Source organism: Aquamicrobium defluvii (assembly GCF_004363725.1).
Taxonomy (GTDB): Bacteria; Pseudomonadota; Alphaproteobacteria; order Rhizobiales; family Rhizobiaceae; genus Mesorhizobium; species Mesorhizobium defluvii.
The window spans coordinates 25,216-48,453 of record NZ_SNZF01000019.1; the positions used below are offsets into that span (position 1 = coordinate 25,216).

At 63.8% G+C, this 23,238-nt stretch carries 22 protein-coding genes; 10 read left to right on the forward strand and 12 right to left on the reverse strand.

All coding sequences use genetic code 11. The annotated features are described in order from the left end of the window. The first annotated feature begins 47 nt into the window (after positions 1–47). From DES43_RS14590 to moaB, 4 genes are all read left to right on the forward strand, one after another. Entirely contained in the window at positions 48–908 is an 861-nt protein-coding gene (locus DES43_RS14590; RefSeq protein WP_035023359.1) for a S49 family peptidase, read from the forward strand. Positions 909–983: 75 nt separating this feature from the next. After that, entirely contained in the window at positions 984–1,169 is a 186-nt protein-coding gene (locus tag DES43_RS14595) for a membrane protein (RefSeq protein ID WP_035023361.1), read from the forward strand. Positions 1,170–1,178: 9 nt separating this feature from the next. Beyond that, on the forward strand, positions 1,179–2,045 hold the full coding sequence (locus tag DES43_RS14600; protein ID WP_035023364.1) for a 4-(cytidine 5'-diphospho)-2-C-methyl-D-erythritol kinase: 867 nt from the start codon (positions 1,179–1,181) through the stop codon (positions 2,043–2,045). A 4-nt stretch (positions 2,046–2,049) separates the two neighbouring features. Then, positions 2,050–2,589: a molybdenum cofactor biosynthesis protein B gene (gene moaB, locus DES43_RS14605; protein WP_035023367.1), complete on the forward strand. Its 540-nt coding sequence runs from the start codon at positions 2,050–2,052 to the stop codon at positions 2,587–2,589. A 9-nt stretch (positions 2,590–2,598) separates the two neighbouring features. On the opposite strand, the gene DES43_RS14610 is transcribed toward moaB, so the two are convergent. The 3 genes from DES43_RS14610 to DES43_RS14620 form a co-directional block, all read right to left on the reverse strand. Further along, entirely contained in the window at positions 2,599–3,408 is an 810-nt protein-coding gene (locus DES43_RS14610; protein WP_198027464.1) for a C40 family peptidase, read from the reverse strand. A gap of 63 nt (positions 3,409–3,471) precedes the next feature. Then, positions 3,472–3,822, reverse strand: a complete 351-nt coding sequence (locus tag DES43_RS14615) for a MarR family winged helix-turn-helix transcriptional regulator (protein WP_035023540.1) — start codon at positions 3,820–3,822, stop codon at positions 3,472–3,474. A gap of 57 nt (positions 3,823–3,879) precedes the next feature. Further along, the gene (locus DES43_RS14620) at positions 3,880–5,247 is read right to left on the reverse strand and encodes a leucyl aminopeptidase family protein (RefSeq protein ID WP_084496387.1); all 1,368 of its coding nucleotides are present in this window, start codon (positions 5,245–5,247) and stop codon (positions 3,880–3,882) included. Positions 5,248–5,599: 352 nt separating this feature from the next. Here DES43_RS14620 and DES43_RS14625 point away from each other — a divergent pair, with 352 nt between their 5' ends. From DES43_RS14625 to DES43_RS14640, 4 genes are all read left to right on the forward strand, one after another. Next, positions 5,600–6,865, forward strand: coding sequence for a mechanosensitive ion channel family protein (locus tag DES43_RS14625; protein WP_051520386.1), 1,266 nt, complete (start codon positions 5,600–5,602; stop codon positions 6,863–6,865). A 149-nt stretch (positions 6,866–7,014) separates the two neighbouring features. Next, the gene (locus tag DES43_RS14630) at positions 7,015–7,257 is read left to right on the forward strand and encodes a hypothetical protein (RefSeq protein WP_035023372.1); all 243 of its coding nucleotides are present in this window, start codon (positions 7,015–7,017) and stop codon (positions 7,255–7,257) included. Positions 7,258–7,445: 188 nt separating this feature from the next. After that, positions 7,446–8,270, forward strand: coding sequence for a tetratricopeptide repeat protein (locus tag DES43_RS14635; RefSeq protein WP_035023374.1), 825 nt, complete (start codon positions 7,446–7,448; stop codon positions 8,268–8,270). Between the two features lie 272 nt (positions 8,271–8,542). Beyond that, the gene (locus DES43_RS14640) at positions 8,543–9,718 is read left to right on the forward strand and encodes a GGDEF domain-containing protein (RefSeq protein WP_035023376.1); all 1,176 of its coding nucleotides are present in this window, start codon (positions 8,543–8,545) and stop codon (positions 9,716–9,718) included. A 2-nt stretch (positions 9,719–9,720) separates the two neighbouring features. Here the strand turns inward: DES43_RS14640 and DES43_RS14645 are convergent, their stop codons facing one another. Continuing rightward, a complete protein-coding gene (locus DES43_RS14645; RefSeq protein WP_035023377.1) occupies positions 9,721–10,506 on the reverse strand; it encodes a helix-turn-helix domain-containing protein in 786 nt (261 codons plus the stop codon). 104 nt (positions 10,507–10,610) lie between these two features. Here DES43_RS14645 and DES43_RS14650 point away from each other — a divergent pair, with 104 nt between their 5' ends. Together DES43_RS14650 and DES43_RS14655 are read left to right on the forward strand one after the other, a co-directional pair. Continuing rightward, positions 10,611–12,176 (forward strand): ABC transporter substrate-binding protein, encoded by a 1,566-nt coding sequence (locus tag DES43_RS14650; protein WP_035023379.1) that lies wholly within the window; start codon positions 10,611–10,613, stop codon positions 12,174–12,176. A 175-nt stretch (positions 12,177–12,351) separates the two neighbouring features. Further along, positions 12,352–14,349: a CocE/NonD family hydrolase gene (locus DES43_RS14655; protein ID WP_035023381.1), complete on the forward strand. Its 1,998-nt coding sequence runs from the start codon at positions 12,352–12,354 to the stop codon at positions 14,347–14,349. 56 nt (positions 14,350–14,405) lie between these two features. Here the strand turns inward: DES43_RS14655 and DES43_RS14660 are convergent, their stop codons facing one another. From DES43_RS14660 to DES43_RS14695, 8 genes are all read right to left on the reverse strand, one after another. Continuing rightward, positions 14,406–15,428, reverse strand: a complete 1,023-nt coding sequence (locus tag DES43_RS14660; RefSeq protein WP_035023382.1) for a type II secretion system F family protein — start codon at positions 15,426–15,428, stop codon at positions 14,406–14,408. Between the two features lie 39 nt (positions 15,429–15,467). After that, positions 15,468–16,481, reverse strand: coding sequence for a type II secretion system F family protein (locus DES43_RS14665; RefSeq protein ID WP_035023384.1), 1,014 nt, complete (start codon positions 16,479–16,481; stop codon positions 15,468–15,470). A 27-nt stretch (positions 16,482–16,508) separates the two neighbouring features. Beyond that, positions 16,509–18,005: a TadA family conjugal transfer-associated ATPase gene (locus DES43_RS14670; protein WP_035023386.1), complete on the reverse strand. Its 1,497-nt coding sequence runs from the start codon at positions 18,003–18,005 to the stop codon at positions 16,509–16,511. A 32-nt stretch (positions 18,006–18,037) separates the two neighbouring features. Next, positions 18,038–19,318 carry a CpaE/TadZ family protein gene (locus DES43_RS14675; RefSeq protein ID WP_035023388.1) on the reverse strand — a complete coding sequence of 427 codons (1,281 nt, stop codon included), beginning with the start codon at positions 19,316–19,318 and terminating at the stop codon, positions 18,038–18,040. Between the two features lie 30 nt (positions 19,319–19,348). After that, the gene (locus tag DES43_RS14680) at positions 19,349–20,032 is read right to left on the reverse strand and encodes a CpaD family pilus assembly protein (RefSeq protein WP_051520373.1); all 684 of its coding nucleotides are present in this window, start codon (positions 20,030–20,032) and stop codon (positions 19,349–19,351) included. A gap of 14 nt (positions 20,033–20,046) precedes the next feature. Further along, on the reverse strand, positions 20,047–21,606 hold the full coding sequence (locus tag DES43_RS14685; protein ID WP_035023390.1) for a type II and III secretion system protein family protein: 1,560 nt from the start codon (positions 21,604–21,606) through the stop codon (positions 20,047–20,049). After that, positions 21,603–22,415, reverse strand: coding sequence for a Flp pilus assembly protein CpaB (cpaB, locus tag DES43_RS14690; RefSeq protein ID WP_035023391.1), 813 nt, complete (start codon positions 22,413–22,415; stop codon positions 21,603–21,605). Before cpaB ends, DES43_RS14685 begins: the two co-directional genes overlap by 4 nt. Positions 22,416–22,598: 183 nt before the next feature. Further along, a complete protein-coding gene (locus DES43_RS14695) occupies positions 22,599–23,117 on the reverse strand; it encodes an A24 family peptidase (protein ID WP_035023393.1) in 519 nt (172 codons plus the stop codon). Positions 23,118–23,238: the final 121 nt, after the last annotated feature.

A 23,238-nucleotide genomic window follows, 5' to 3' on the forward strand; every position in this document is an offset into this window, starting at 1 on the left:
GCTGCCCGAATGCCTACATGCCTCGCACATTGCCGGAGACATCTGCCTTGAAGAAACTGTTCAACCGCCTCCTGCCGAAAGCGTGGCGTTCCAATGCCGTCACCATCCCGGTCATCCGCCTGCATGGCAGCATCATGGCGGGCGGATCGCAACTGCGCCCCGCCCTCTCGCTGGCCACGACCGCCGGGCTGATCGAAAAAGCCTTCGCGCTCGATGCGCCCGCCATCGCCATATCCATCAATTCGCCCGGCGGCTCGCCGGTGCAGTCGCGGCTGATCTACAAGCGCATCCGCGACCTCGCCGCCGAGAAGAACCGCAAGGTGATGGTGTTCGTGGAGGACGTGGCGGCCTCGGGCGGCTACATGATCGCGCTGGCGGGAGACGAGATCATCGCCGATCCTTCCTCCATCGTCGGATCCATCGGCGTGGTTTCGGCCTCGTTCGGCTTTCCGGAACTCCTGAAGAAGATCGGCGTCGAGCGCCGTGTCCACACCGCCGGCAAGAACAAGGCGGTGCTCGATCCCTTCAGACCGGAGAGAAAAGAGGACGTCGAGCGGCTGAAGAGCCTGCAACTCGAAATCCACGACACTTTCATCGATCTGGTCAGGGAACGGCGCGGCGCGCGGCTTGCGGACGATCCCGACCTGTTCACCGGCCTGTTCTGGACCGGAAAGAAGGGGCTGGAACTCGGCCTCGTCGATTCGCTGGGCGACATGCGCTCGGTGCTGAAGCAACGCTATGGCGCGAAGACCCGCCTCAAGCTGATCAGCGCCCAGCGCGGCCTGCTTTCGCGGATCGGGCCGTTCGGATCGCGCGGCGGGGCTGCGCCCGAAATGGCGGCCGCCGCGGTCGAGGGCATGCTGGATGCGGCGCAGGAGCGCGCCCTCTGGTCGCGCTTCGGCCTTTGAAAAACCGCACGTACGCGCTACCATTGTCCGTGATCGGCCATATGTCCTTGAGCATAGCGCCGCAGGAGAGTTGAGATGCCGCAGATCATCTTCTTCGTTGCCGTGGGTATTGTCGCCTATGTCGGCTACCGCGCCTTCGTGCGGGAGGCCGAACGCGTGACGGCCAAGATCCGCCGTACCGAGAAACAGCAGGCAACGGGCGCGAACGGCACCCTCGTCAAGGACCCGAAAACCGGCGAATACCGCGTCGCAAGGGACTGATCGCCTTCCGTGGACGCAATCGCCGCGCTTTCCGAGGCCGCGCCGGCCAAGATCAATCTCGCCCTGCATGTCGTCGGCCGCCGGACGGATGGCTATCATGAGCTGGAGACGCTTGCCGTCTTCACTCAATATGGCGACCGCCTGACTGTCGAAGGCGGGCTGCGCGACCACTTCTCCATCCATGGCCCCTATGCCGACGGACTGCCGACCGACCATGGCAATCTGGTCGTGCGTGCCCGCGAGGCGCTGCGGCGCATCTGCACCGGAGCCGATATGGCGCCTGTCTCCATCCGGCTTGAAAAGAACCTGCCGGTCGCCTCGGGCATCGGCGGAGGATCGAGCGACGCTGCGGCGGTGCTGCGGGCGCTGGCACGCCACTGGCAGTTGACGGACAGCCAGGCCCTTGCCGCCGTAGCGCCGGGGCTCGGCGCGGATGTGCCGATGTGCCTTGCCGCCCGGCCCTTGCTGGCGCGTGGCGCCGGCGAGCGCATCGAGCCGGTATCCGGCCTGCCGAAGCTTGCCGTCGTGCTGGTCAATCCGGGTGTGGAAGTGTCGACGCCGCAGGTGTTTTCCGCGCTTTCCAGCCGGGAGAACCCGCCGCTGCAAGCCCTGCCGGGCAAGGCCGATTTTGCGTCCCTGCTCGGCTGGCTGGCCGCCAGCCGCAACGATCTGGAAGCCCCTGCGCTGGCGATAGCGCCCGTCATCGCCGAGAGCCTTTCGGCGCTTGGAGCCAGCGGCGCCGCTTTTGCGCGCATGTCGGGCTCGGGCGCGACCTGCTTCGGCCTCTATGAGAGCGAGCATGCCGCGAAAGCGGCGGCCGCAACCATCAGGCGCGAGCGGCCGGACTGGTTCGTCGTCGCGACGACCACAGGCTGAAACCATGGCAGAGCAACGCCCGTTCATACCCGTGCGCATCGCGGTGCTGACCGTGTCGGACACGCGCAGCCTCGCCGACGACCGCTCCGGCCAGACACTGGCCGAACGCATCGTGGAAGCCGGCCACATCCTTGCCGCGCGCGACATCGTGACCGACGACAAGGACAGAATCGGGGAAAAAGTGCTGGGCTGGTCGCAGGACGCCGGCATCGACGTCGTCATCACCACCGGCGGCACCGGCTTCACCGGCCGCGACGTCACGCCCGATGCTCTGGAACCGATCTTCGAAAAGCGCATGGACGGCTTCTCGGAAGTCTTCCACCGCATCTCCTACGACAAGATCGGGACTTCCACGATCCAGAGCCGCGCCACCGGCGGCGTGGTCAACGCCACGTTCGTCTTCGTGCTGCCGGGTTCGCCCGGGGCCTGCCGCGACGCCTGGGACGGCATTTTGAAGGCACAGCTCGACTACCGGCACATGCCCTGCAATTTCGTTGAGATCATGCCCAGGCTGGACGAACATCTGCGCCGGGGAAAAGGCTGAACCGGCAGCTTACGGGCGGCGGAAGCCGGTCGGGGTTCCGTAGAGATAGCCGATGCGGGCAATCGCCTCGTGCAGACCTTCGCGCGCCACCGTCATCGTGTGGCCGTTGGCGTGGATCATGTCGCGCCCGTCGGTCATGATCGCGACATGCCCCTTCCAGAACACCAGATCGCCGCGCCGAAGGCCGGCATGGTCTGCGCCCGGATCGAACGCCTCGCCAAGCCCTGCCGCCTGCATGTCCGAATCTCGCAGCACGTCGCGCCCGGCCATGCGCATGGCAAGCTGGACGAGACCGGAGCAATCGATGCCGAAGCCGGAAACCCCGCCCCACAGATAGGGCGTGCCGAGCAGCGTTTCCGCCACGGCCACGTAATCCGGCGCATATTGGCCCAGCGGCACGAGATGGCGGGCGATCAGCGCCTTGCCGTCCGCCAGCAGCGCATAGTTCGTGCCACGCGTTTCGGCCGCGCCCACCACAGTCACCGCCGATCCGAGCGACAGCGTGCCGGCACGCGCAAAACGAAGATCGGGGCCAGGATAGACAAATGTGCGCGGCACACAGACCAGATGCGTCGGCGCGGCGCCGCGTTGGCCGATTTCGGCTTCGCGCACATAGCCGACATAGCCATCACGCTCCGCCTGCACCCATGCCCAGCCGTTCGCGACCTCGTAGACCAGCACGTCGTCGCCGAACAGGAACTGCGTGTTGACGCCGGCATCGGCGCGCGGCGCCGTCAGCACATCCGCGACCGCCACGGAAATGCGGGCGGGCTTGCCCTGAACGAAACGCCCGGCCTCCACCTGCCCTTCAAGCCGCATGTCGGCAAGGTCGGGGCGGAATGCATGGAGACGGCTGTCGCGTATGGTCACGGTCGGCTGCTTTCAGATCGGAAGTTGGAGTGCCTCGTCGACAATAGCATCGCCGAAGCGCTCGACATAGAGCGCGCCTTCCACGGTTCGCCGGATCAGCACGTTGCGGCGATCCTGCTCGTCGCGGTGGCGCGATACAAGCTTCATGGCGCCCATCGTGTCGAGCGCACGGGTGATGACCGGCTTGGTGACATTGAGCCTCGCGGCGAGCCCGCGCACGGTATGCGGCGGCGGGTCGAGATAGATGGTGAACAGGATTGCCATCTGCCGCATGGTCAGGTCCGGCGCGTCGTCACGCACCTCATGCAGGCACACCTGTTGCCACAGCCGCAAGGCCTGTATCGGACGCATGGAAACCGTCATGCTTCCGATCTGCCACAAAATCGTTTCGGTTCCGTTTCAGTCCGGCGGGCAGCCACCTCACCCGAAGCGATGCGAAATCACCTGTTCCAGCGCGCGTATTCCCTGCGCCTCGCCGCCTGCCGGCCCGTGCGGTCTTTCGGCCGGGTTCCAGGCATAGATGTCGAAATGCACCCAGGCTGCGGTGTTCTCCACAAATCGCCTGAGGAACAGTGCGGCCGTGATCGATCCGGCGAAGCCATCGGCATTCACGTTGTTCAGATCGGCGACCTTCGACGCCATCTTTGCATCGTAGGGTTGCCACAGCGGCATGCGCCACAGCGGATCCTCCACATCTGCGGATGCGGCGGCGATGTCGGCGGCCAGTGTCTCGTCATTCGTATAGAAGGGCGGCAGGTCGGGGCCGAGCGCCACGCGCGCCGCACCCGTCAGCGTCGCCATATCGACGAGCAGCGCCGGCTTTTCCTCATCGGCCAGCGCCAGTGCATCGCCCAGCACGAGACGTCCCTCCGCATCGGTGTTGCCGATCTCGACAGTCAGCCCCTTGCGGCTTGGCAGGATGTCGCCGGGACGGAAAGCATTCCCGGAAATGGCGTTCTCCACCGCGGGAATGAGAACGCGCAGCCGCACCTTCAGGCCGGCCCCCATGATCATGGAAGCGAGGCCGAGCACGTTCGCCGCCCCGCCCATGTCCTTCTTCATCAAAAGCATTCCGGATGCCGGCTTGATGTCGAGCCCCCCTGTGTCGAAGCACACGCCCTTGCCCACCAGTGTCACTTTCGGCGCATCCTGCGGCCCCCAACGCAGGTCGATGAGGCGCGGCGCCTGCGCGGCCGCGCGGCCAACCGCATGGATCATCGGGAAATTGGCTGCGAGGAGGTCATCCCCAGCCGTCACCGAAACCTCCGCTCCATGCTTGCGGGCCAGTTCCCGCACTGCCTGCTCCAGCGCGTCGGGGCCCATATCGTTGGTCGGCGTGTTCACCAGATTCCGGGTCAGGAAAATGCTTTGCGCCAGTCGTTCCAGCCGCCCGGCATCGACCCCGTCGGGCAGGGCCAGCCGCAGCGCCCGGCCAGGCTTCTTGCCGTAGCGGGTGAAGACATAGCCGCCGAGCGCAATTGCCAGCGCCGCCAGTTCCGGCTTGTCCAGCCGCCCTTGCAGCCGCCAGTCCCCCTCCGGCAACGAGCCGGCGAGGCTTCCGAGCGCCAGCGCACCCTTCGATCCGTCGCCGAGGCCGAACAGCGCGCCCCCGATCTTCCCGTCCTCACCCGGCAGAACCAGCGTCTTGCCGGCTTCGCCGGTGAAACCGTTGGCCTTCGCCCAGGCCAGCGCCTGCGGCGACAATCCGCTGCTTTCAAGGCCGTCCTTTCCGACCAGATGAACGGGAAGCGCTCCGGCAAGACCGGTTGCGGTGAACTCTACAGCCATCGTCTGTCTCCGGCCGGCACGGCCTGAGCCCCGCCGGCATTTCTCGTTTGCAAGCATTGCGTTGCCACGGCCTGGAGCGTTTCCGCTATTCTTCGAATCGCGGAAACGCTCCAACCTTTTATTTTACGCAATTCCGAACGCAAAACCGCTTCGCACTTTTGCTGGAATTGCTCTAGCAGGTCGCGCGCCATCCATAAACAGGCACGAGCGCATCGCGGCCCCTGTATTGTCCGACTTCCGGCCCTATTTGGGCGAGGGGTTCAAACCGGACCGGTTATCGTTATGTTGCGGCCACAAAAACCCGCACCCCGATCACACAACATATGAGGCAAGCGAGACAGTGACGGTCTCAATTCAGGAATTTTTTCAGTCCCACCCCTGGCTTCAAACCCTGTCGGCGCTGGTCGCGCTCATACTGGCGGCCCTGTTCGCCAATTTCATCGTGAAGTCGGCTCTTCGGCAAATCCTCAATCGCATCGTTGCCAGAACCGCATTCGGCCGCGACGAGGAGCTGCGCCGTCATGGCGTCATCGAACGGCTGTCCAACGTCATGCCGGCGATGGTGATCGCAGGCGGCATCACGCTCGTGCCGGGTCTGCCGGCAGTTATGGTCACCGTGGTGACGAACGTGGCGAACGCCTTCATGATCCTCATGGTGGCGATGGCGATGAGCGCTGCCTTCAACATTGTCGACACGCTCTATCACCGCCGGCCGGAGGCGCGGATGAAGCCCATCAAGGGCTATATCCAGGTGGTCAAGATCGCGATCTACGTGGTCGCCGCGCTTCTGATGATCGCCACGCTCATCGACCGATCGCCGCTGATCCTGCTTTCGGGTCTCGGCGCCATGGCAGCGGTCCTCATCCTCGTCTTTCAGGATACGCTGCTTTCGCTTGTCGCCGGCATCCAGATCTCCTCGACGGGAATGGTGCGGGTGGGTGACTGGATCGAGATGCCGAGCCTGAACGCCGATGGCGACGTCATCGAGATTGCGCTGCATACGGTTCAGGTGCGCAATTTCGACAAGACCATCACCACGATTCCGATCCGCAAGCTGGTCACCGACTCCTTCAAGAACTGGCGCGGCATGCAGGAGTCGGGCGGACGGCGCATCAAGCGCTCGATCTATCTTGACCAGACCAGCATCCGCTTCCTTACGCCCGGGGAGCTCGGGAAGCTGGAGTCCTTCGGGCTGCTCGAAGCCTATCTGAAGCACAAGAAGACAGAGATTTCCGAGTGGAACGGCAAGCTCGGCGACAAGGCCAGGGTCGCCGCCAACACGCGCCGCATCACCAACATCGGCACCTTCCGCGCCTATGTGGACACATATCTGCGCCACCATCCGGGCGTCCACAAGGCAATGACCATCATGGTGCGCCAGCTTCAACCGGGGCCGGAGGGCCTGCCGATAGAAATCTACTGCTTTGCCAACACCACGGTCTGGACATCCTATGAGGGCATTCAGGCGGATATCTTCGACCATCTGTTCGCCATCCTGCCCGAGTTCGGGCTGGCCGTATTCCAGAATCCGAGCGGCGCCGATCTCAGCTCATGGGCCTCGGCGCGTCCGTATCTTGCGAATCCCGATGCCGTCAAAGAACAGGTCGGCGTGAACTGAACCACGCAGCAAACATCGCGGAACGCTCTGCGCTCCGCGCCCGCGTTTCGCGCCAACACACTAAGTGATCCTCGCATCATTCTCTGGCCTGCCTGCGGCTGCTAGACAGGCCAAGCCTTTCATAAGGCTGATTAAATACGAGGAAAAACATGAAGACCTATATTCTTGCCCTGTCCGTCATGATGGCCGCCACCCCGGCATTCGCCTGCACAACCGAAGAGCTCCAGTCAAAGGCGATGGAGGTTTCGACCAGGATGCAGGCACTGGCCGCCTCCAACCCGCAGAAGGCCACGGAGATCGGGCAGAAGCTGGCGACCGCCCAGTCCCAGGGCGCCACCGATCTCGAGGGTGCATGCAAGCTCTATGACGAGCTTCTGGAAGACACGAAGTAATCTTTTCAGGACCTGCGCCGGCGGAACCGCCGGCGCTTTCCTTCCCTCTCCGGAAAATGGCCCGCTTTCTTGACGCTTTTGGCGCGCCGGGCCCCGAATTAACCAACCATTAGGGTTAACGGACTATTGATTTGCGTGAGGATCGGCCGCGTCAAAACGGCCGCGCCAGCAGATGGAGGCGGGCTCTCATGCAGATTTGGCGCAACCACGCCGCGAACGGACGCCGTCTTGCGACGGCGGCTCTTGCCATTGTGCTGATGACCAGCGTCTCTGGCTGCGGAACCGACAGGATCAAGACCGGCTCGATCGGCCGCACAAGCAGCGGCAAGTCGATCGAGACCATGTCCACCGGCGAGTTGCGAGGCACTTCGGCGAGGCTCGGCAAGGCGTACGCCGCCAATCCCAACGACAAGGCCACCGCCATACAATTCGCCACGGTCCTGCAGATGGACGGCAATGCCGAGCAGTCGCTGGCGGTGATGCGCAAGCTGGCCATCGCCCATCCGAAGGACCGCCAGGTGCTGGCGGCCTACGGCAAGGCGCTTGCGGCCAACGGCCAGTTCGAGCCGGCGCTGGATGCGGTGCGTCGCGCCCAGACACCCGAATATCCGGACTGGCGCCTGATGTCGGCCGAAGGCGCGATCCTCGACCAGACCGGCCAGAAGGAAAACGCCCGCCAACTCTATCGCAAGGCGCTCGACCTCAAGCCGGACGAGCCATCGGTGCTCTCCAACCTCGGCATGTCCTATGTGCTGGAGGGCGACCTGCGCACAGCCGAAACCTTCCTTGCCTCCGCCTCGCGCCAGCCCGGCGCCGACAGCCGCGTGCGCCAGAACCTCGCGCTCGTCGTGGGTCTCCAGGGCAGGTTCGACGAAGCCGAGCGCATCGCTTCGCAGGAGCTTTCGCCCGAACAGGCGCGCGCCAATGTCGCCTATCTGCGCTCGATGCTGGCACAGCAGAACGCATGGAGCCAGCTCAAGGCGCAGGATGGAGCGAAGTCCGCAACGAACTGACCCGTCCGGTCATCCGCGCGGCGCCCTGCCCCTGCTCCCGCAGGTGCGGCTACCCTGAAAACGGCACGCCTTTGCGAACGATACCAACCGGCACACCGACTGGTTGCATATTGCGTTTACGTCAAGGTAAAGCGATAAGGCAGCCTTCACCGATGTTTCACGCTGCCTTCGTATTCTCGCGACCGATCCGTCCTGATCGCGGGCGGAAAGGAAGCAGAGAGCATCCCCGATGAGCGCGGTATCCGCCGCACTCGCAGGCTGGACCCATTGACGTGGCCCTCGATTTCCTGACGCTCTACATCGTCATCCTGCTGAACTCGCTCACCGTCAGCGTGATCTGGGCAGCCGTTTCCTATGTGTACCGCTACTTCATCACCGCCCGCATCTGGCTGGCCGGATGTCTGCTTTCGGTGATCGGCGGGGCGGTTCTCTCGCTTCAGGGCAATGAAGGCGCGCTGGTGCCTGCCATTGCCGGAAACGGCTTCGTCGTCTTCGGGTTCTGCCTGTTCTGGGTCGGCGTGCGCCACTTCTACGGCGCGGGCGGCGGCTGGAAGGCCAGCGCCCTCATCACCATAGCCAGCATGCTGTGCATGATTGCAGCGTTCGAAAGCTGGAACTGGCGCAACGTCGCCTATGCGACGGCACAATCCGTGCCGATGCTGCTGGCCGCCGCCTTCCTGTTGCGCCGGCCGGAACGGAAGCTCGGCGACTGGATAGCAGCCTCGGCCATGCTGATCGGCGTGGCGGGACATGCGGTGGAGACGGCCATGAATTTTGCGCTCATGGGGGGCCATACGGATCGCAGCTTCTACAATGTGGTCGAATCCTATGCGCTTCTGTGCGTCATCTTCAGCGGCGTCGTATGGAATTTCGGCTTCGTCATCATGGCCATGGACCGGCTCAGGAGCGAAATCGCGGAACTCGCGCTGCGCGACGAGCTGACCGGCCTGCCCAACCGGCGGCTGTTTCTGGAGCGGCTTTCGGCAGAGACCATGCGATCCGCCCGCACCGGCCGCCCCTTCGCCCTGTTCGTCATCGATCTCGACCGCTTCAAGGAAATCAACGACCAAAACGGTCACGCCGCGGGTGACGCGGCGCTTCGCCATCTGGCCGATGCGCTGAAAAACCGGCTGCGGCCGAACGACTTCATCGTGCGCTATGGCGGCGACGAGTTCTGCGTCATCCTGCCGGAAACCACGTTGCAGGAGGCAAAGTCGCTCGCCGAAGCGATGGTGGAGACGGCACGGTCAACGCCACTCCCATGGCAGGGCAGATCGATCGGCCTCACCATCAGCATCGGCGCAACGGTGTGGTCGAAGAAGCAGCTGGCGGACGTGGGTCGGATGCTGGAGCAGGCGGATCAGGCGCTGTACGAGGTCAAGCGTCGCGGGCGCGACGGACATGCCTTCTTCGCCGCAGGCCGGAAAAACGCCGGCGTTGCCGCCTGACCTCATGCGCGCAGGGCGATTGGCCCGGTCTGCGTCAGGAAGGATACGACAACGGACGGCAGGTTGGCCGAGTTGAGTTCGTAAATGCCGCAATTCGAAATCAGTGCACGCCGGTCGGTACGGGCACCGCGATAGCGCCACACCGTGCGCGTTGCATAAGGCAGATTGTCGTTGCGCCACGAAACCCCCATGGTCAGCCCGCGAAGATACTGGCGCTGGTGGATTTCGAACGGCATCAGGATCGTCTGGCCGAACGTCGGAGCGTTCCCGCGGGTAAGCTCGGTGAGGAAAATGCGCTGGCGTTGATAGGCCGCCAGACCGACATAGCGCGACCGCTGGCGGATGCCGTTTTCCACATCTTCTATCCGCTCCAGCGAGGTGACGACGATATGCCCGTCGCGTTCGCGCATATGCGCGCACGAACACACGATGCGGCCGGGCCAGGACAACGACACATGCCAGGTCTGGTAAAAACCCAGATAAGATCGCAAAGCCTGCAAATCTCCCGGAAAGGCATCGGCAAGCGGCCCCTCGGCCAGCACAGGCTGGCGCCTGATTTCAAGTTTCCGCCGGAAGGCGGCGCAGGGCAGGTCGAAATCGTCCGGTTCGAAACCGAAGAATGTGGCGATCCTCAGCCGATTGTGCGCCGAGGGAAGCGTTCCAGAATTGATGTAGCGGTTGAACTGCTGCCTGTTGATGCCGATTTCCCGGCAAAGTTCGGAGATCGATTGCCGGGTCGCGCAGGCGAGTTTCAGATTCTCACCGAAATTTGCATGAAGCTTGCCCATCCATATAGCGTAAACCTGCGTAAATTCGCGTCAAGCTGCGAAATTGCACCGGCACGGCCGGGGTCCATTATCTTGCACACTCACAATGGCAAAGAGGGGCCCCGATGACCGAGTCTCGCAATATGTTCCATGTTTCCCGCCGCGGCTTCCTGCAAGGCAGCGCATTGCTGGGCGTTTCGGCGTCCGCCGGCCTGCTCGGCGCCCCTTCCGCATGGGCACAGACCCCGGTTCGCGGCGGTCATCTGCGCATGGGTCTGGCAGGCGGCGCCTCGGCCGACACGCTCGATCCCGCGCTGGCTTCCGCCAGCGTGCTCTTCGTCGTCGCCCATTGCTGGGGCGACACGCTGGTCGAATCCCACCCCGAGACGGGCGAAGCGCTGCCGTCGCTGGCGGAATCGTGGTCGCCCTCCGCGGATGCCTCCGAATGGACATTCAAGATCAGGCAGGGCGTCAGCTTCCATGACGGCAAACCGATGACGGTTGCCGACGCGGTGGCAACGCTGCGCCGCCACGCCGACGAAAGCTCCCAATCGGGCGCACTGGGGCTTTTGTCCGGCGTCAAGCAGATCGAGGAACGTGGCGGGGATCTCGTCATCACGCTTACGGAAGGCAATGCGGACCTGCCGCTCGTGCTCACCGACTATCACCTTCAGATCCAGCCCGAGGGCGGCAATGGCAATCCCGATGCGGCAATCGGCACCGGCCCTTACAAGCTGACCGCCTTCGAGCCGGGCATCCGCGCCACCTTCGAGCGCAACACCGACGACTGGCGCGACGACCGCGGTTTCGTGGACAGCGTCGAGATCATCGTGATGAACGACTCCACCGCGCGCATCAGCGCACTGAGCGCCGGTCAGGTCGATTTCATCAACCTTATCGAACCGAAAGTCGTGCCGCTGATCTCGCGGGCACCGAACGTCGAAATCCTGCAAAGCCCCGGCAAGGGCTTCTATTCCTTCCTGATGCATTGCGACACCGCTCCCTTCGACAACAACGACCTGCGCCTGGCGCTGAAATACGCGGTCGACCGCGAAGCCCTGCTCAAGCAGGTGGTTGGCGGCTTCGGTACCATCGGCAACGACTATCCGGTCAACGCCAACTATGCGCTGGCGCCTACCGATATCGAGCAGCGCGTCTACGACCCCGAAAAGGCGGCGTTCCACTTCAAGAAGTCGGGTCACGACGGGCCGATCCTGCTGCGTACCTCGGAGGCCGCCTTCCCCGGCGCGGTCGATGCCGCGCAGCTGTTCCAGCAGAGCGCCGCCAGGGCAGGCATCACGCTCGACGTGCGGCGCGAACCGAGCGACGGCTACTGGTCCGAAGTGTGGAACAAGCAGCCCTTCTGCGCTTCCTACTGGGGCGGGCGCCCGACACAGGATTCGCGCTATTCGACCTCTTATGTCTCCAACGCCGAGTGGAACGATACGCGCTTCAAGCGTCCCGAGTTCGACAAGATGGCGGTGCAGGCACGCGGTGAACTGGACGAGGACAAGCGCCGCGCGCTCTATCGGGACATGGCGCTGATGATCCACAACGAGGGCGGTCTCATCCTGCCGGTGTTCAACGACTATGTGAACGCGGGCTCGAAGAAGCTGAAAGGCTACGTCCACGATATCGGCAACGACATCTCCAACGGCCGCATCGCCAGCAGGGTCTGGATAGAGACCTGATCGGAGCCATCCATGCCTGGAGCATTTCGCAGTCGGACGGCATCGTCCGACATCGCATAAGTGCGGCCAGGAAAAAGACGGAGCAGCGGAGGCAGCGTTCGTAACAACGCCCCTGCTCCAGAACCCCGCACAACCGGCAGTCCTTTGCCGGTCCCGACTCCCTGCGACGAGAGCCATGACCCGGAAAACCTTTCACGTCATCGAAAACGAATGGATCACCCTGAAGGATGGAACGCGTCTGGCGGCGCGCATCTGGATGCCGGACGATGCCCGTCCGGAAGCGCCGGTGCCTGCGGTGCTGGAGTTCCTGCCCTATCGCAAGCGAAACGGCACGGCGCCGCGCGACGAATCCACCTATCCGGTGTTCGCAGCCGCAGGCATTGCCGGGGTTCGCGTCGATATTCGCGGCTGTGGCGAATCCGATGGCGTCATCGACGGCGAGTACACGCCCCGCGAGCTTTCCGATGCGGTCGAGGTGATCGAATGGATCGCGTCCCAGGGCTGGTCGAACGGCAGCGTTGGCATGATGGGCATTTCATGGGGCGGCTTCAACGGCCTCCAGGTGGCTGCGCTGAAGCCGCCGGCGCTCAAGGCGGTGATTTCCATCGCCTCGACCGTGGATCGCTACAACGACGACATCCATTACAAGAACGGCACGCATCTGTCGGCGCAGTTTGCGTGGGCGGCGACGATGAGCGCCTACCAGTCCCGTTCGCCGGATCCGGAAATCGTGGGAGAGCGCTGGCGCGACATGTGGCTGGAGCGGCTGGAAGGCGAGCCCTTCTTCATGGAGGAGTGGCTGGGCCACCAGCGCCGGGACGCCTTCTGGCGCCATGGGTCGATCTGCGAGGATTTCGACGGTTTTCCCGTTCCCGCACTGGTGATTGCCGGCTGGGCCGACGGCTACCGCAACACGCCGCTCAAGGCGGTGGAAGGCATGCCGGCACAAGCGAAGGCGCTGATCGGCCCGTGGGTGCACAAATATCCGCATTTCGCCTACCCGAAGCCGCGCGCGGATTTCCACGCCGAAGCCATCGCATGGTGGCGGCGCTGGCTCTGCGATGAAGAAAATGGCGCGGAAAAGGCCCCTCAGGTCCGCGCCTACATTCTCGACGGCCCGCGCCCGGCGCTTTGGCGCGAGGCCGATCCGGGCTACTGGATCGCAAAGAATGCGTGGAGTTCTCCCGAAACCCGAACGCTGGCCGTCAATGCTTCGGGCCGGCTTGAAGGCAACCCGACGGAGCCGGCTTCAGGAACCACCCTGCTGCGCTCGCCTCTGGACACCGGCACCGCGGCGGGCGAGTTCTTCACGCTCAAACCGGATTCGGAAATGCCCGGCGACCAGCGGTCCGACGATGCCGGCTCGCTGGTTTTCGACAGCCGGGCGCTGGGCGAGGAAGTCGTCATCCTCGGTCAGCCGGTCCTGAAACTGCGCCTGTCCAGCAGCGCACCTCTGGCCAATCTGGCGGCAAGGCTGGTGGACGTTCACCCGGACGGCACCGCAACCCGTGTCTGCTTCGGCCTGCTCAACCTTGCCCACCGCAACGGCAATGCCGAACCGCAGGTGCTGGAGCCGGGCAAACCAGCCGATGTGGAGCTTGTGCTGGATGCGTGCGGCTATCGCTTTGCGCCGGGCCACCGCATCCGGCTGTCGCTGTCCAGCGCCTACTGGCCGACCATGCTGCCGCCACCCTGCGACGCGACGCTCGATGTCGATCTCGCCTCGGTGAGGCTGGACCTGCCGTTGCTCGGCGACCACGACAGGATCGAAGTGCAGGAGCCGGCGAATCCCGACCCCCTGCCGCATTATGAAGTGCTTGAAGAAGGCTCCTCCAGCCGCATCGTCGAACGCGATCTGGAAAATGGCGTTACCCGTTACCGTGTGAGCGAGGATACCGGCCTCAACCTCCATCCCGGCAACGGCCTGTGCACGCGCGACATCACCGAGCAGGTCTGGTCGATAGCGCCGCACGACCCGTTGTCGATGACCGCGGAGATCACTTCCATATGCGTTACCGCACGCGATGGATGGGAGACGAGGACGCGCAGCACCATGACGCTCTCGTGCACGGCAGCCGAATGGATCGTGTCCGAACGCATGGAAGCCTTCCACGACGGGCACAATGTGTTCGATCGTGAACGCAGCGCCCGCATTGCGCGCGATCATATGTAAAGAGGAAGGGCAGGACGGCTGTGCCAGCCCTGCCCTTCTGTCTGCGGCATGAAACTTTATTCGGTCGCGGAGCTTTGGGGCTGGTCGCCGAAGAAACCGCCGTTCTGGCTGAGCTGGATGCCGGCCGGGCCGAGGATGATGGCGAACAGCACCGGCAGGAAGAACAGGATCATCGGCACGGTGAGCTTGGGCGGAAGGGCAGCGGCCTTCTTCTCGGCTTCGGTCATGCGCGCATCCCGGCTTTCGCTGGAGAGCACCCTGAGGGCATGGGCCACCGGGGTGCCGTAGCGTTCGGCCTGGATAAGCGCCTGGGTGACCGACTTGACCGGCTCCAGACCGGTGCGCTCGGCCAGATTCTCGTAGGCTTGCCGCCGCTCCTGCAAATAGGAGAGTTCAGCCGTGGTGAGCACGAATTCCTCGGCCAGCTCGACCGACTGGGAGCCGATCTCCTCGGCCACCTTGCGCATGGCCGCCTCGATCGACATGCCCGATTCGACGCAGATCAGCATCAGGTCCAGCGCGTCCGGCCAGGCACGCTTGATGGATTCCTTGCGCTTCGAGGCACGGTTGGTGACGTAGACGATCGGCGCGTAGAAGCCGGCATAGGCGGCGCCGATGCAGGCGAAGACGCGGATCATCATCGGCTTGTCCTCCATCACGCCCAGCCCGAAGATGTAGACTGCGGCAAGGCCAAGCCCAACGAAGGGCAGGACGAGACGGAAGAACAGGAACTGCGTCATCGGGTTCTGGCCCCGGAAGCCGGCCGTCTTGAGCTGGCGAACCGTGTTCTCGTCCGCCAGCAGCCGTCGCAGGTCGAGCCGCTCGACGACGCGGCGCATGCCGGTCGACTGCTGCTCACGCAGGCCGCGGCTGCGCCGGTCCGCCTCCGCGACCAGACGGGCGCGCTGCTTTGCGCGCAGTTCGTCGCGTTCGAGCGCCACGGCCTTCATCCGGTTCTTCAGCGGATTTCCCCCGAAGGCGGGAAGCAGCGTCATCATCGTCGCGAAGACGGCGATGCCGACCAGCAGCGCCGTCAGGAATGCCGGATCGGTCAGGGTCTTTATGGTCTGGGCGCTCACGGCAGCCTCCGGTCAGCGGGTCTGGCCAAACTCATGACCTCAGACCTCGAAATTCATCATCTTGCGCATCACGAAGATGCCTATCGACATCCACAGCCCCGAGACTCCGAGGATCAGGTGGCCGGTCGAGGTGGTGAACAGCGGCAGGATGTAGCTGGGGCTGGTCAGATAGACGAGAAACGCGATGATGAACGGCAGCGAGCCGATGATCGCGGCGGAAGCCTTGGCCTCCATCGACAGGGCGGAAACCTTCGCCTTCATCTTCTTGCGGTCGCGCAGCACCCGCGAGAGATTGCCGAGCGCCTCGGACAGGTTGCCGCCGGCCTGCGCCTGGATCTGGATGACGATGCCGAAGAACGCCGCCTCGGGGCACGGCATGGTTTCGGACATGCGCATGGTGGCCTCGGGTATCGACAGGCCCATCTGCTGGGAGTCGACGATGCGGCGGAACTCGCCGCGCACCGGTTCCGGGGATTCATTGGCGATGAGGCGCACGGCATCGTTGAGAGGCAGGCCGGACTTCACGGCGCGCACGATGATGTCCAGCGCGTTGGGAAACTCGTTCAGAAAGGCCTTTACCCGGCGGGCGCGCAGGAATGACACCAGCCAGCGCGGCAGGCCCAGACTGCCGACGATCAACGCACCCGGCAGGGCGATGGTCGGAAGTCCGATGACGAACCCGACCAGCGTCAGGACGAGGCCGGAAATTGCGGAGTAGAGATAGAACCGCTCCATGGTGAGGTTCAGGCCGGCCTGCCGGATCTGCACCTTCAGCGGCGGCTTCTTGACGCTCAGGTCGATCTGCTTCTGCTTTTCATCGAGCTGCCTGAGCGTTTCCTGCACGGATTTGCGCCGCTTGGCAGCCTCGGCCATGCGGTCCCGCGATGCCTTGACCACGGCCCGGTCGGTCTCGGCCGACTTGATCGTCTGAAGGCGCTTGCCGACGTTCCTCTCGTCGCTGATGCGATTGAAGAGCAGCGCATAGGCGATCGCGCCGGCGCTGACGCCGGCCAGCGCGACGAACATCAGAACGGTGCTGTCAATTCCAAACATTGCGCTCGCGCTCCATGCTCAAAGGACTCAATCGGCACGCTTCTCCATGGCTTCCAGCGCGGTGGCCAGCCGGTGCTCCTCGCCATAATAACGGGCGCGATCCCAGAAATGCGGGCGTCCGATACCGGTAGAGACATGCTCGCCGACCAGCTTGCCGTTCGCATCCTCGCCCTTGATGTTGTAGACGACGAGGTCCTGGGTAACGATTACATCGCCTTCCATGCCGATCACTTCGGTGATGTGGGTGATGCGGCGCGATCCGTCGCGCAGGCGGGCCGCCTGAATGATGACGTCGACCGAGCCGACGATGATCTCGCGCACGGTGCGCTGCGGCAGCGAATAGCCACCCATGGCGATCATGGATTCCATGCGGTTCAGGCACTCGCGCGGGCTGTTGGAGTGGATGGTGCCCATCGAGCCGTCATGGCCCGTGTTCATGGCCTGCAACAGGTCGAAAACTTCGGGGCCGCGCACCTCGCCCACGATGATGCGCTCGGGGCGCATGCGCAGGCAGTTCTTGACGAGATCGCGCATGGTCACCTCACCCTCGCCTTCGAGATTTGGCGGACGGGTTTCGAGGCGCACCACATGCGGCTGCTGGAGCTGCAATTCGGCCGAGTCCTCGCAGGTGATGATGCGCTCCTCGCGATCGACATAGTTGGTCAGGCAGTTGAGCAGCGTGGTCTTGCCCGAGCCGGTACCGCCGGAAATGACGACATTGCAACGCACCCGGCCGACGATCTTGAGGATTTCCGCGCCTTCCGGCGAAATGGCGCCGAACCGCACGAGCTGGTCGAGGGTGAGCTTGTCCTTCTTGAACTTGCGTATGGTGAGCGCGGTGCCGTCGATGGCCAATGGCGGCGCGATGACGTTGACGCGGGAGCCGTCGGGCAGACGCGCATCGCAGATCGGCGAGGATTCATCGACACGGCGGCCGACCTGGCTGACGATGCGCTGGCAGATGTTGAGAAGCTGCTGGTTGTCCCGGAAACGGATACTGGTCTGCTCGACCCTGCCGTTCACCTCGATATAGACGTTGCGCGAGCCGTTCACCATGATGTCGGCGATGTCGTCGCGGGCCAGCAGCGGCTCCAGCGGACCGTAGCCCAGAACGTCGTTGCAGATGTCCTCGAGCAGTTCCTCCTGCTCGGAAATCGACATGGCGAAGTTCTTGATCGCGATGATGTCGTTGACGATATCGCGTATTTCCTCGCGCGCGGCATCGGGTTCCAGCTTGGCCAGCTGGGACAGGTCGATGGTGTCGATAAGCGCGGCAAAGACCTGGCTCTTGGTGTCGTAATAGCTGTCGCTGCGCTCGCGCGGCGCGCGCCCCGCCGGCTGGGCTGCAAGCGGAGGCGCTTCCACGGTGCGGCGTGCAGGCTGCTGCATTGGCGCAGCTGGCGCAGCGTGGCGTGCCGGCGCACCGTCCACCGCGCCGGACACCGGCGCAGCCGGTGAAGGGGCGGAGGCAGGCTTCGAGAAAGCCGGCTTGCCCCTGTCGTCGTTGCCTCTTCTTCCGAACATGATCGTCTACCCTTGCGCTCCCGCGTGCGTCGTCACTTCGCGCGTCTGAGCTTTTCGATGATCGAGCCGAGGCCGGGCTTCCTGCGGACCTTGATCTCCGCCCGCCCGGTCAGCACATGAGCGATCTCGTTGATCGTGGCCACGACCGGGCTCTTGGCATCCATCTCGCCCAGCATGCGGCCATTGTTGGCGGCATTGCCGAAGAGTTGCGGATCGAACGGGATCACCGCCATCGGCTCGACATCGAGCGGCTCGGCGAAATCCTGCGCCGAAATCTCCGGCCGCTTCTGTACGCCGCACTGGTTGAGGATCAGCTTCGGCGGCGGATCGTTGGGCCGCAGGCGCTTCAGCATGTCCATCAGGTTCTTGGTGTTGCGCAGATTGGCAAGCTCCGGCGTCGCGGTGATCACCACCTCGTCGGCATGCATGAGGGTGTTCCTGCTCCAGCCGCTCCACAGATGGGGAATGTCGAGCACCAGAACGGGCGCGGTGCGTTGCGCCGTGTCGATGACCTGCGCGAAAGCGTCCGGCTCGAAATCGTAGGTGCGCTCGAGTGTCGAGGGCGCCGCAAGGAGGGAAAGGTTTTCGGCGCATTGCGCCAGCAGCCGGTCGAGATAGACCTCGTCGACGCGCTCGGGCGAGAATACCGCCTCCGCGATGCCTTGAGCCGGGTCCTGATCAAAGTTGATGTTGGCGGTTCCGAACGCCAGATCGAGGTCCGCGACCACGACTTCCGACCTGAACAGCGATGAAATCGCCCAGCCGACATTGTGCGCGATTGTGGAGGACCCCGTTCCGCCTTTCGCGCCTATGAAGGCGATCGAACGGCCGATCGGATCGGCGTCGGGGTCGACGAAGATGGTTGCGATGACGCTGACGATATCGGCCATCGACACCGGCGCGACGACATATTCGGAGATGCCGTTGCGGATCAGTTCGCGATAAAGGCCGACATCGTTGTAATGACCGATGACCACCACCTTTGTGCTGGGATCGCAATGCTCGGCAAGCTGCGCCAGCTGCTCCAGAAGTTCTCCCGGCTCGCTGCGCGATTCCAGGATGATCAGGTTGGGTGTCGGTGCCGTCTGGTAGAAATCGATGGCCGTGGAAATGCCACCCATATGCACCTTGAGATGCGCCTTCGACATGCGGCGATCCTCGCCGGCACGCTGGACAGGCGCGGATACGCCCTCGCTTTCGCAGAAAGCCTGAATGGAAATGCGCGGTATAGGCCGCAGGGCCTGCATGGCGGCGATGTCGTGCTGGTCGCCGCGCTCCGCCCCGATGTCATGGTCATACGCCAGATTTGTCATGCTGCTTGCCCCCCGGACAGGCCGAATTCGTCAATATCTCACTTCACCCGCAGTGCTGCCGTTTCCGGAAGAGCGGTATCTGTCGATGACCGTTTTCCGGTTCGATGCGTCGATGGAAGTCTGCTGGCGCGGTCCCATGAGATCGGCCGGATTGGCGATCTGGGCAGCCAGATTGTTCTGGTATGAACAGCCGAAATTGGCGTAGTGCTTGTTGTCGGCCGTATCCAGGACATCCTTCGGCCAGCGCCCGCACTTGCCGGTCTGCGCCTGGATCGAGCTGTAGACGAGCCGGACCGGCGCGGTCAGCTCGTCGGGCGATGCCTGATAGTGCGCCATGGCAATACGATCGGGCCGCACGCCGCCGGCCGCCGCCAGGCGGGCAAATTCCCGGGCGACCTTTCCGGCGGCCCGTTCATTGGCGGACCCGGAAGGTGCAGCGATGGTCAGCACCGGGGCCTCTCCCGTATCGTAACCATCGAGGAAACCGGCCAGCGCCTGCCGCTGCATCTTCGAGACGCCCTGCGCCGACGCCGCAACCGGCAGGTCCAGGGTCTTGTCCTTCTCGGTGATGACGATGGGATGGTTGGTGCGATAGTCGTCGGGGATGGCCCCGACGACAACGCTGTCGCGATTGGCGCATCCGGCCAGCAGCGCGGCGGCGGCCACGGCCAGCGCCGCGACGGTTGCTCTTGTCCTGAACATTGCGCTCGACATGCCCGTTTCCCCGCTCACTTGTAGATGAAGCCGACCATGCCGTGATAGCGACCGGCAGGCTTGTCGGTTTTCATGGTGCCGTAGACGCGGTTCACGCGGCCAAGGAACATGGCGGCGCCGTCGCTTGCGGCATTGAAATTGTCATCCGGCTTGGCCAGCTGATTGCGCGCCACCGGCTTCGACAGATAGGGCGTGATGATGATGACCAGTTCGGTCTCGTTGCGCACGAAATCGCGGCTGCGGAACAGCGTGCCCAGAACCGGCAGCTTGGAAAGACCCGGAAGGCCGTTCACTGCCTGGCGAACGTCGTCGCGTACAAGCCCGGCGATCATCATCGATCCACCCGAAGGCAGTTCCACCGTGGTGTCGGCCAAACGCTTGCGGATGGACAACATGTTCGAACCCTGCAGCGTCAACGGATTCGCAGTCAGTCCTATGGACCCCTCCACCGTTGGCTCGGAAACGGAGGTGCGTACCTTCAGGCTGATGCGGCCGGCGGACAGAACAACCGGCCGGAACTCCAGCCCGATGCCATATTCTATCTTCTGGACCTCGTAGGTCACGCCGCCGTAGGTGGCTGCTTCATCGATCACCCCGTCGCCATTGCTGTCGCGCGCGGGGCTGGGCGGCGAGACGGACTGGCCGTTGACAAGATTGAATTCACCGCCGACGCGGAAGGTCGCCCGCTCTCCCGAGACCGCGGTCAGCGTAGGTTCGGCGAGCGTCTTCATCACGCCGGCCTGTTCCATGCTGTTGAGATAGCCCTCCAGCAGGCCACTTGTCATTCCCGCGCCGGATTGCGCAAGGGGCTTGCCAAGCCCGTAGATGGGTTCGCTGACGGTGCTCCAGCTGATGCCGTTCGAATCGCCGCCCGCAACGAGGTTCACGCCAAGCTGCTTCATCACCGAGCGGCTCACTTCGGCGACAGTCACCTTCAGGGTCACCTGATCCTCGCCCAGGATCTCGAGCATGTTGATGATCTCGCTGCTGCGGCGCGAGCGGTCGGGATTGTTGATGGCAACACCCGAGTTCGACGAGCCGCCCGCAGCCGTCTGGGAATACTGGCCCGTGGTCGCCTCGCCGCCCCGCACGAAAGCGCCGGCAAGCTGCTCGGCGCGCTTGGCGTCGAGAGGCGTCTCGACCGTGCCGGTCAGCACCACGTTGTCGTTGACCAGTTCGACCTTGATGTCGGAGTTCGGGATGAAGCGCCTGAGATAGTCCTCGATCCCGGCAACGTCGCGTTCCACGGAAAGATCGAAGCTTGCGATCTGCTCGCCATTGGGGCCGAACACGAAGATGTTGGTCTCGCCGACCGACTTTCCGAAAAAGTAGATGCGCCTCGATGTGCGGGTGACCGCATCGGCGACGCCGGGATTCGCCACGAGAATGTCGTAGGCATCGCGCGGCAGGTCGATAACGATCGATTTGTTGAGGCCAAGCTTGATACGCTGGCTGGCGGCGGTGGCGCGCACGGTGCTGGCGGCATCGGCTGTCGCGACGCCGAGCGGGCCGGCAGTGGCAACCAGTGCAACCGCTGCGGCAAAAGCGGCAGGAAGTTTTGCAAAAGACCTCATTTCCTTGCCCCCACTTCGGAAACTTCTCCGGACTTGATGAGACGCACCGTGCCGCGGCGGCCGGCGCCGCTGACCAGATAGTCGGCCTCGTCCAGACCTGTTTCCTGCGTATCCTTGATCGAGCGCAGCGCTAGCGTGAGGCGGTCGGCCATCTGCTGGGCAACGGTGATGATTTCGGCCTGCTGCGGCGTCAGTTCCAGCGTCGCGGTCTGGCCGACCCGCGTTTTCCTGCCTTCCTCGTCCTCCTGGATGGTCTGGTCGATGGCGAGAACGCGGATATTCTGAAGGATTGTTTCGGTCGTGAAACCGCTGCTGCCGCCGGTGTCGGTACGACGGGTCATGATCACATCGACGAAATCGTTGGGCAGGATGAAGCCGCCGGCGGACGTGTCGGCCGCGATGGACGTCGCCACGGCGCGGCTGCCCGAGGGCAGGATCGAGGACATGAAGCTCTGGCCCTCGTCGATGAGCTTGGCGCGCCGCACGGGTTCGCCGCTGTACAGGGCCATGCGGGTCACCGAGCCTTTCAGCTTCTCGACCGCATCGGGCTCGTTGTCACGCGTGATGAAGTGCTGGTTGACCGCGTCCGCGGGCCAGGGAGTCCATTTGACGTTGGAACCGAGCGGAGCGCCGATCGGCACGTCGCCCGACACGATGGCCACGTCCACCATCCGGACAGCCGGCTCCTGCGGCCCCGGCTGGACCACGACCTCGGCCGGCGGCGGAACCACCATATTCTTGGCGACATAGCCCGCGCCACCTGCGGCAGCGACCGCAACGCCCAGAATTATCAGTCGGGATGCAGGCATATGTCCAACCCCTAGCCCCTGGCAAACCATCAACCCAGGCCGGACATTGCAGCGGCAATCCTCAAATTATGGTTAATGCCGTGCTTACAAATTTGCTTAACGCAAGGTTATTGCCCCACATGGGGTAAAAAATACGCCGCACAGCTTGTGCGGCGTATCCGGCAGAGGCGGTTCAGGCAGATGTCAGGCCGCAAGCCGCGCCAGCGCCCAGCCGACCAGTGCGGTCTTCGGATAGATCGCCAGCCCGGCGAACCCGAGGGCAACCCCGTAAGGAATACCCACCTTCGAATCCGCGAAATGGCGCAGGAACATGTTGTGACGGGTGAGATCGGCGAATATCGACTTCCGGTAGAAGAGCGTTGCCAGCGTCAGCATTCCGCCGATGAAAGATGCATAGAGCAGATATTCCAGCAGCACCGGCTCGAACCCCATCCATACCGCCGTCGCCGCCATCAGCTTGGCGTCGCCGCCACCCATGCCGCCGATGGCGAACAGGACGAAGGTTGCCGCCAGCACCAGCGCCCCGGCAGCCAGATGCATGCCATACACGCTCCAGTCCATGCCGGTCAGGGGTGCAATGGCCATGAAGCTCGCCACCAGAAGCAGCGACACCTTGTTGGCGATCGTCATCGACAGCACGTCCGAAACGGCTGCAAAGACCATGCAGAACGGGAACACAACGAAAATCAGCGCTTCAAGCATAGACAGGACACCGGATGTGAGCGACTTCCGGAGCCTACACGCATGGCGTTAAGGATCGGTGATCGCGCGCATTTCTCCTGCTGTCGGGGGCTTAACCGTTGGTTCACCACTCACGTTCATA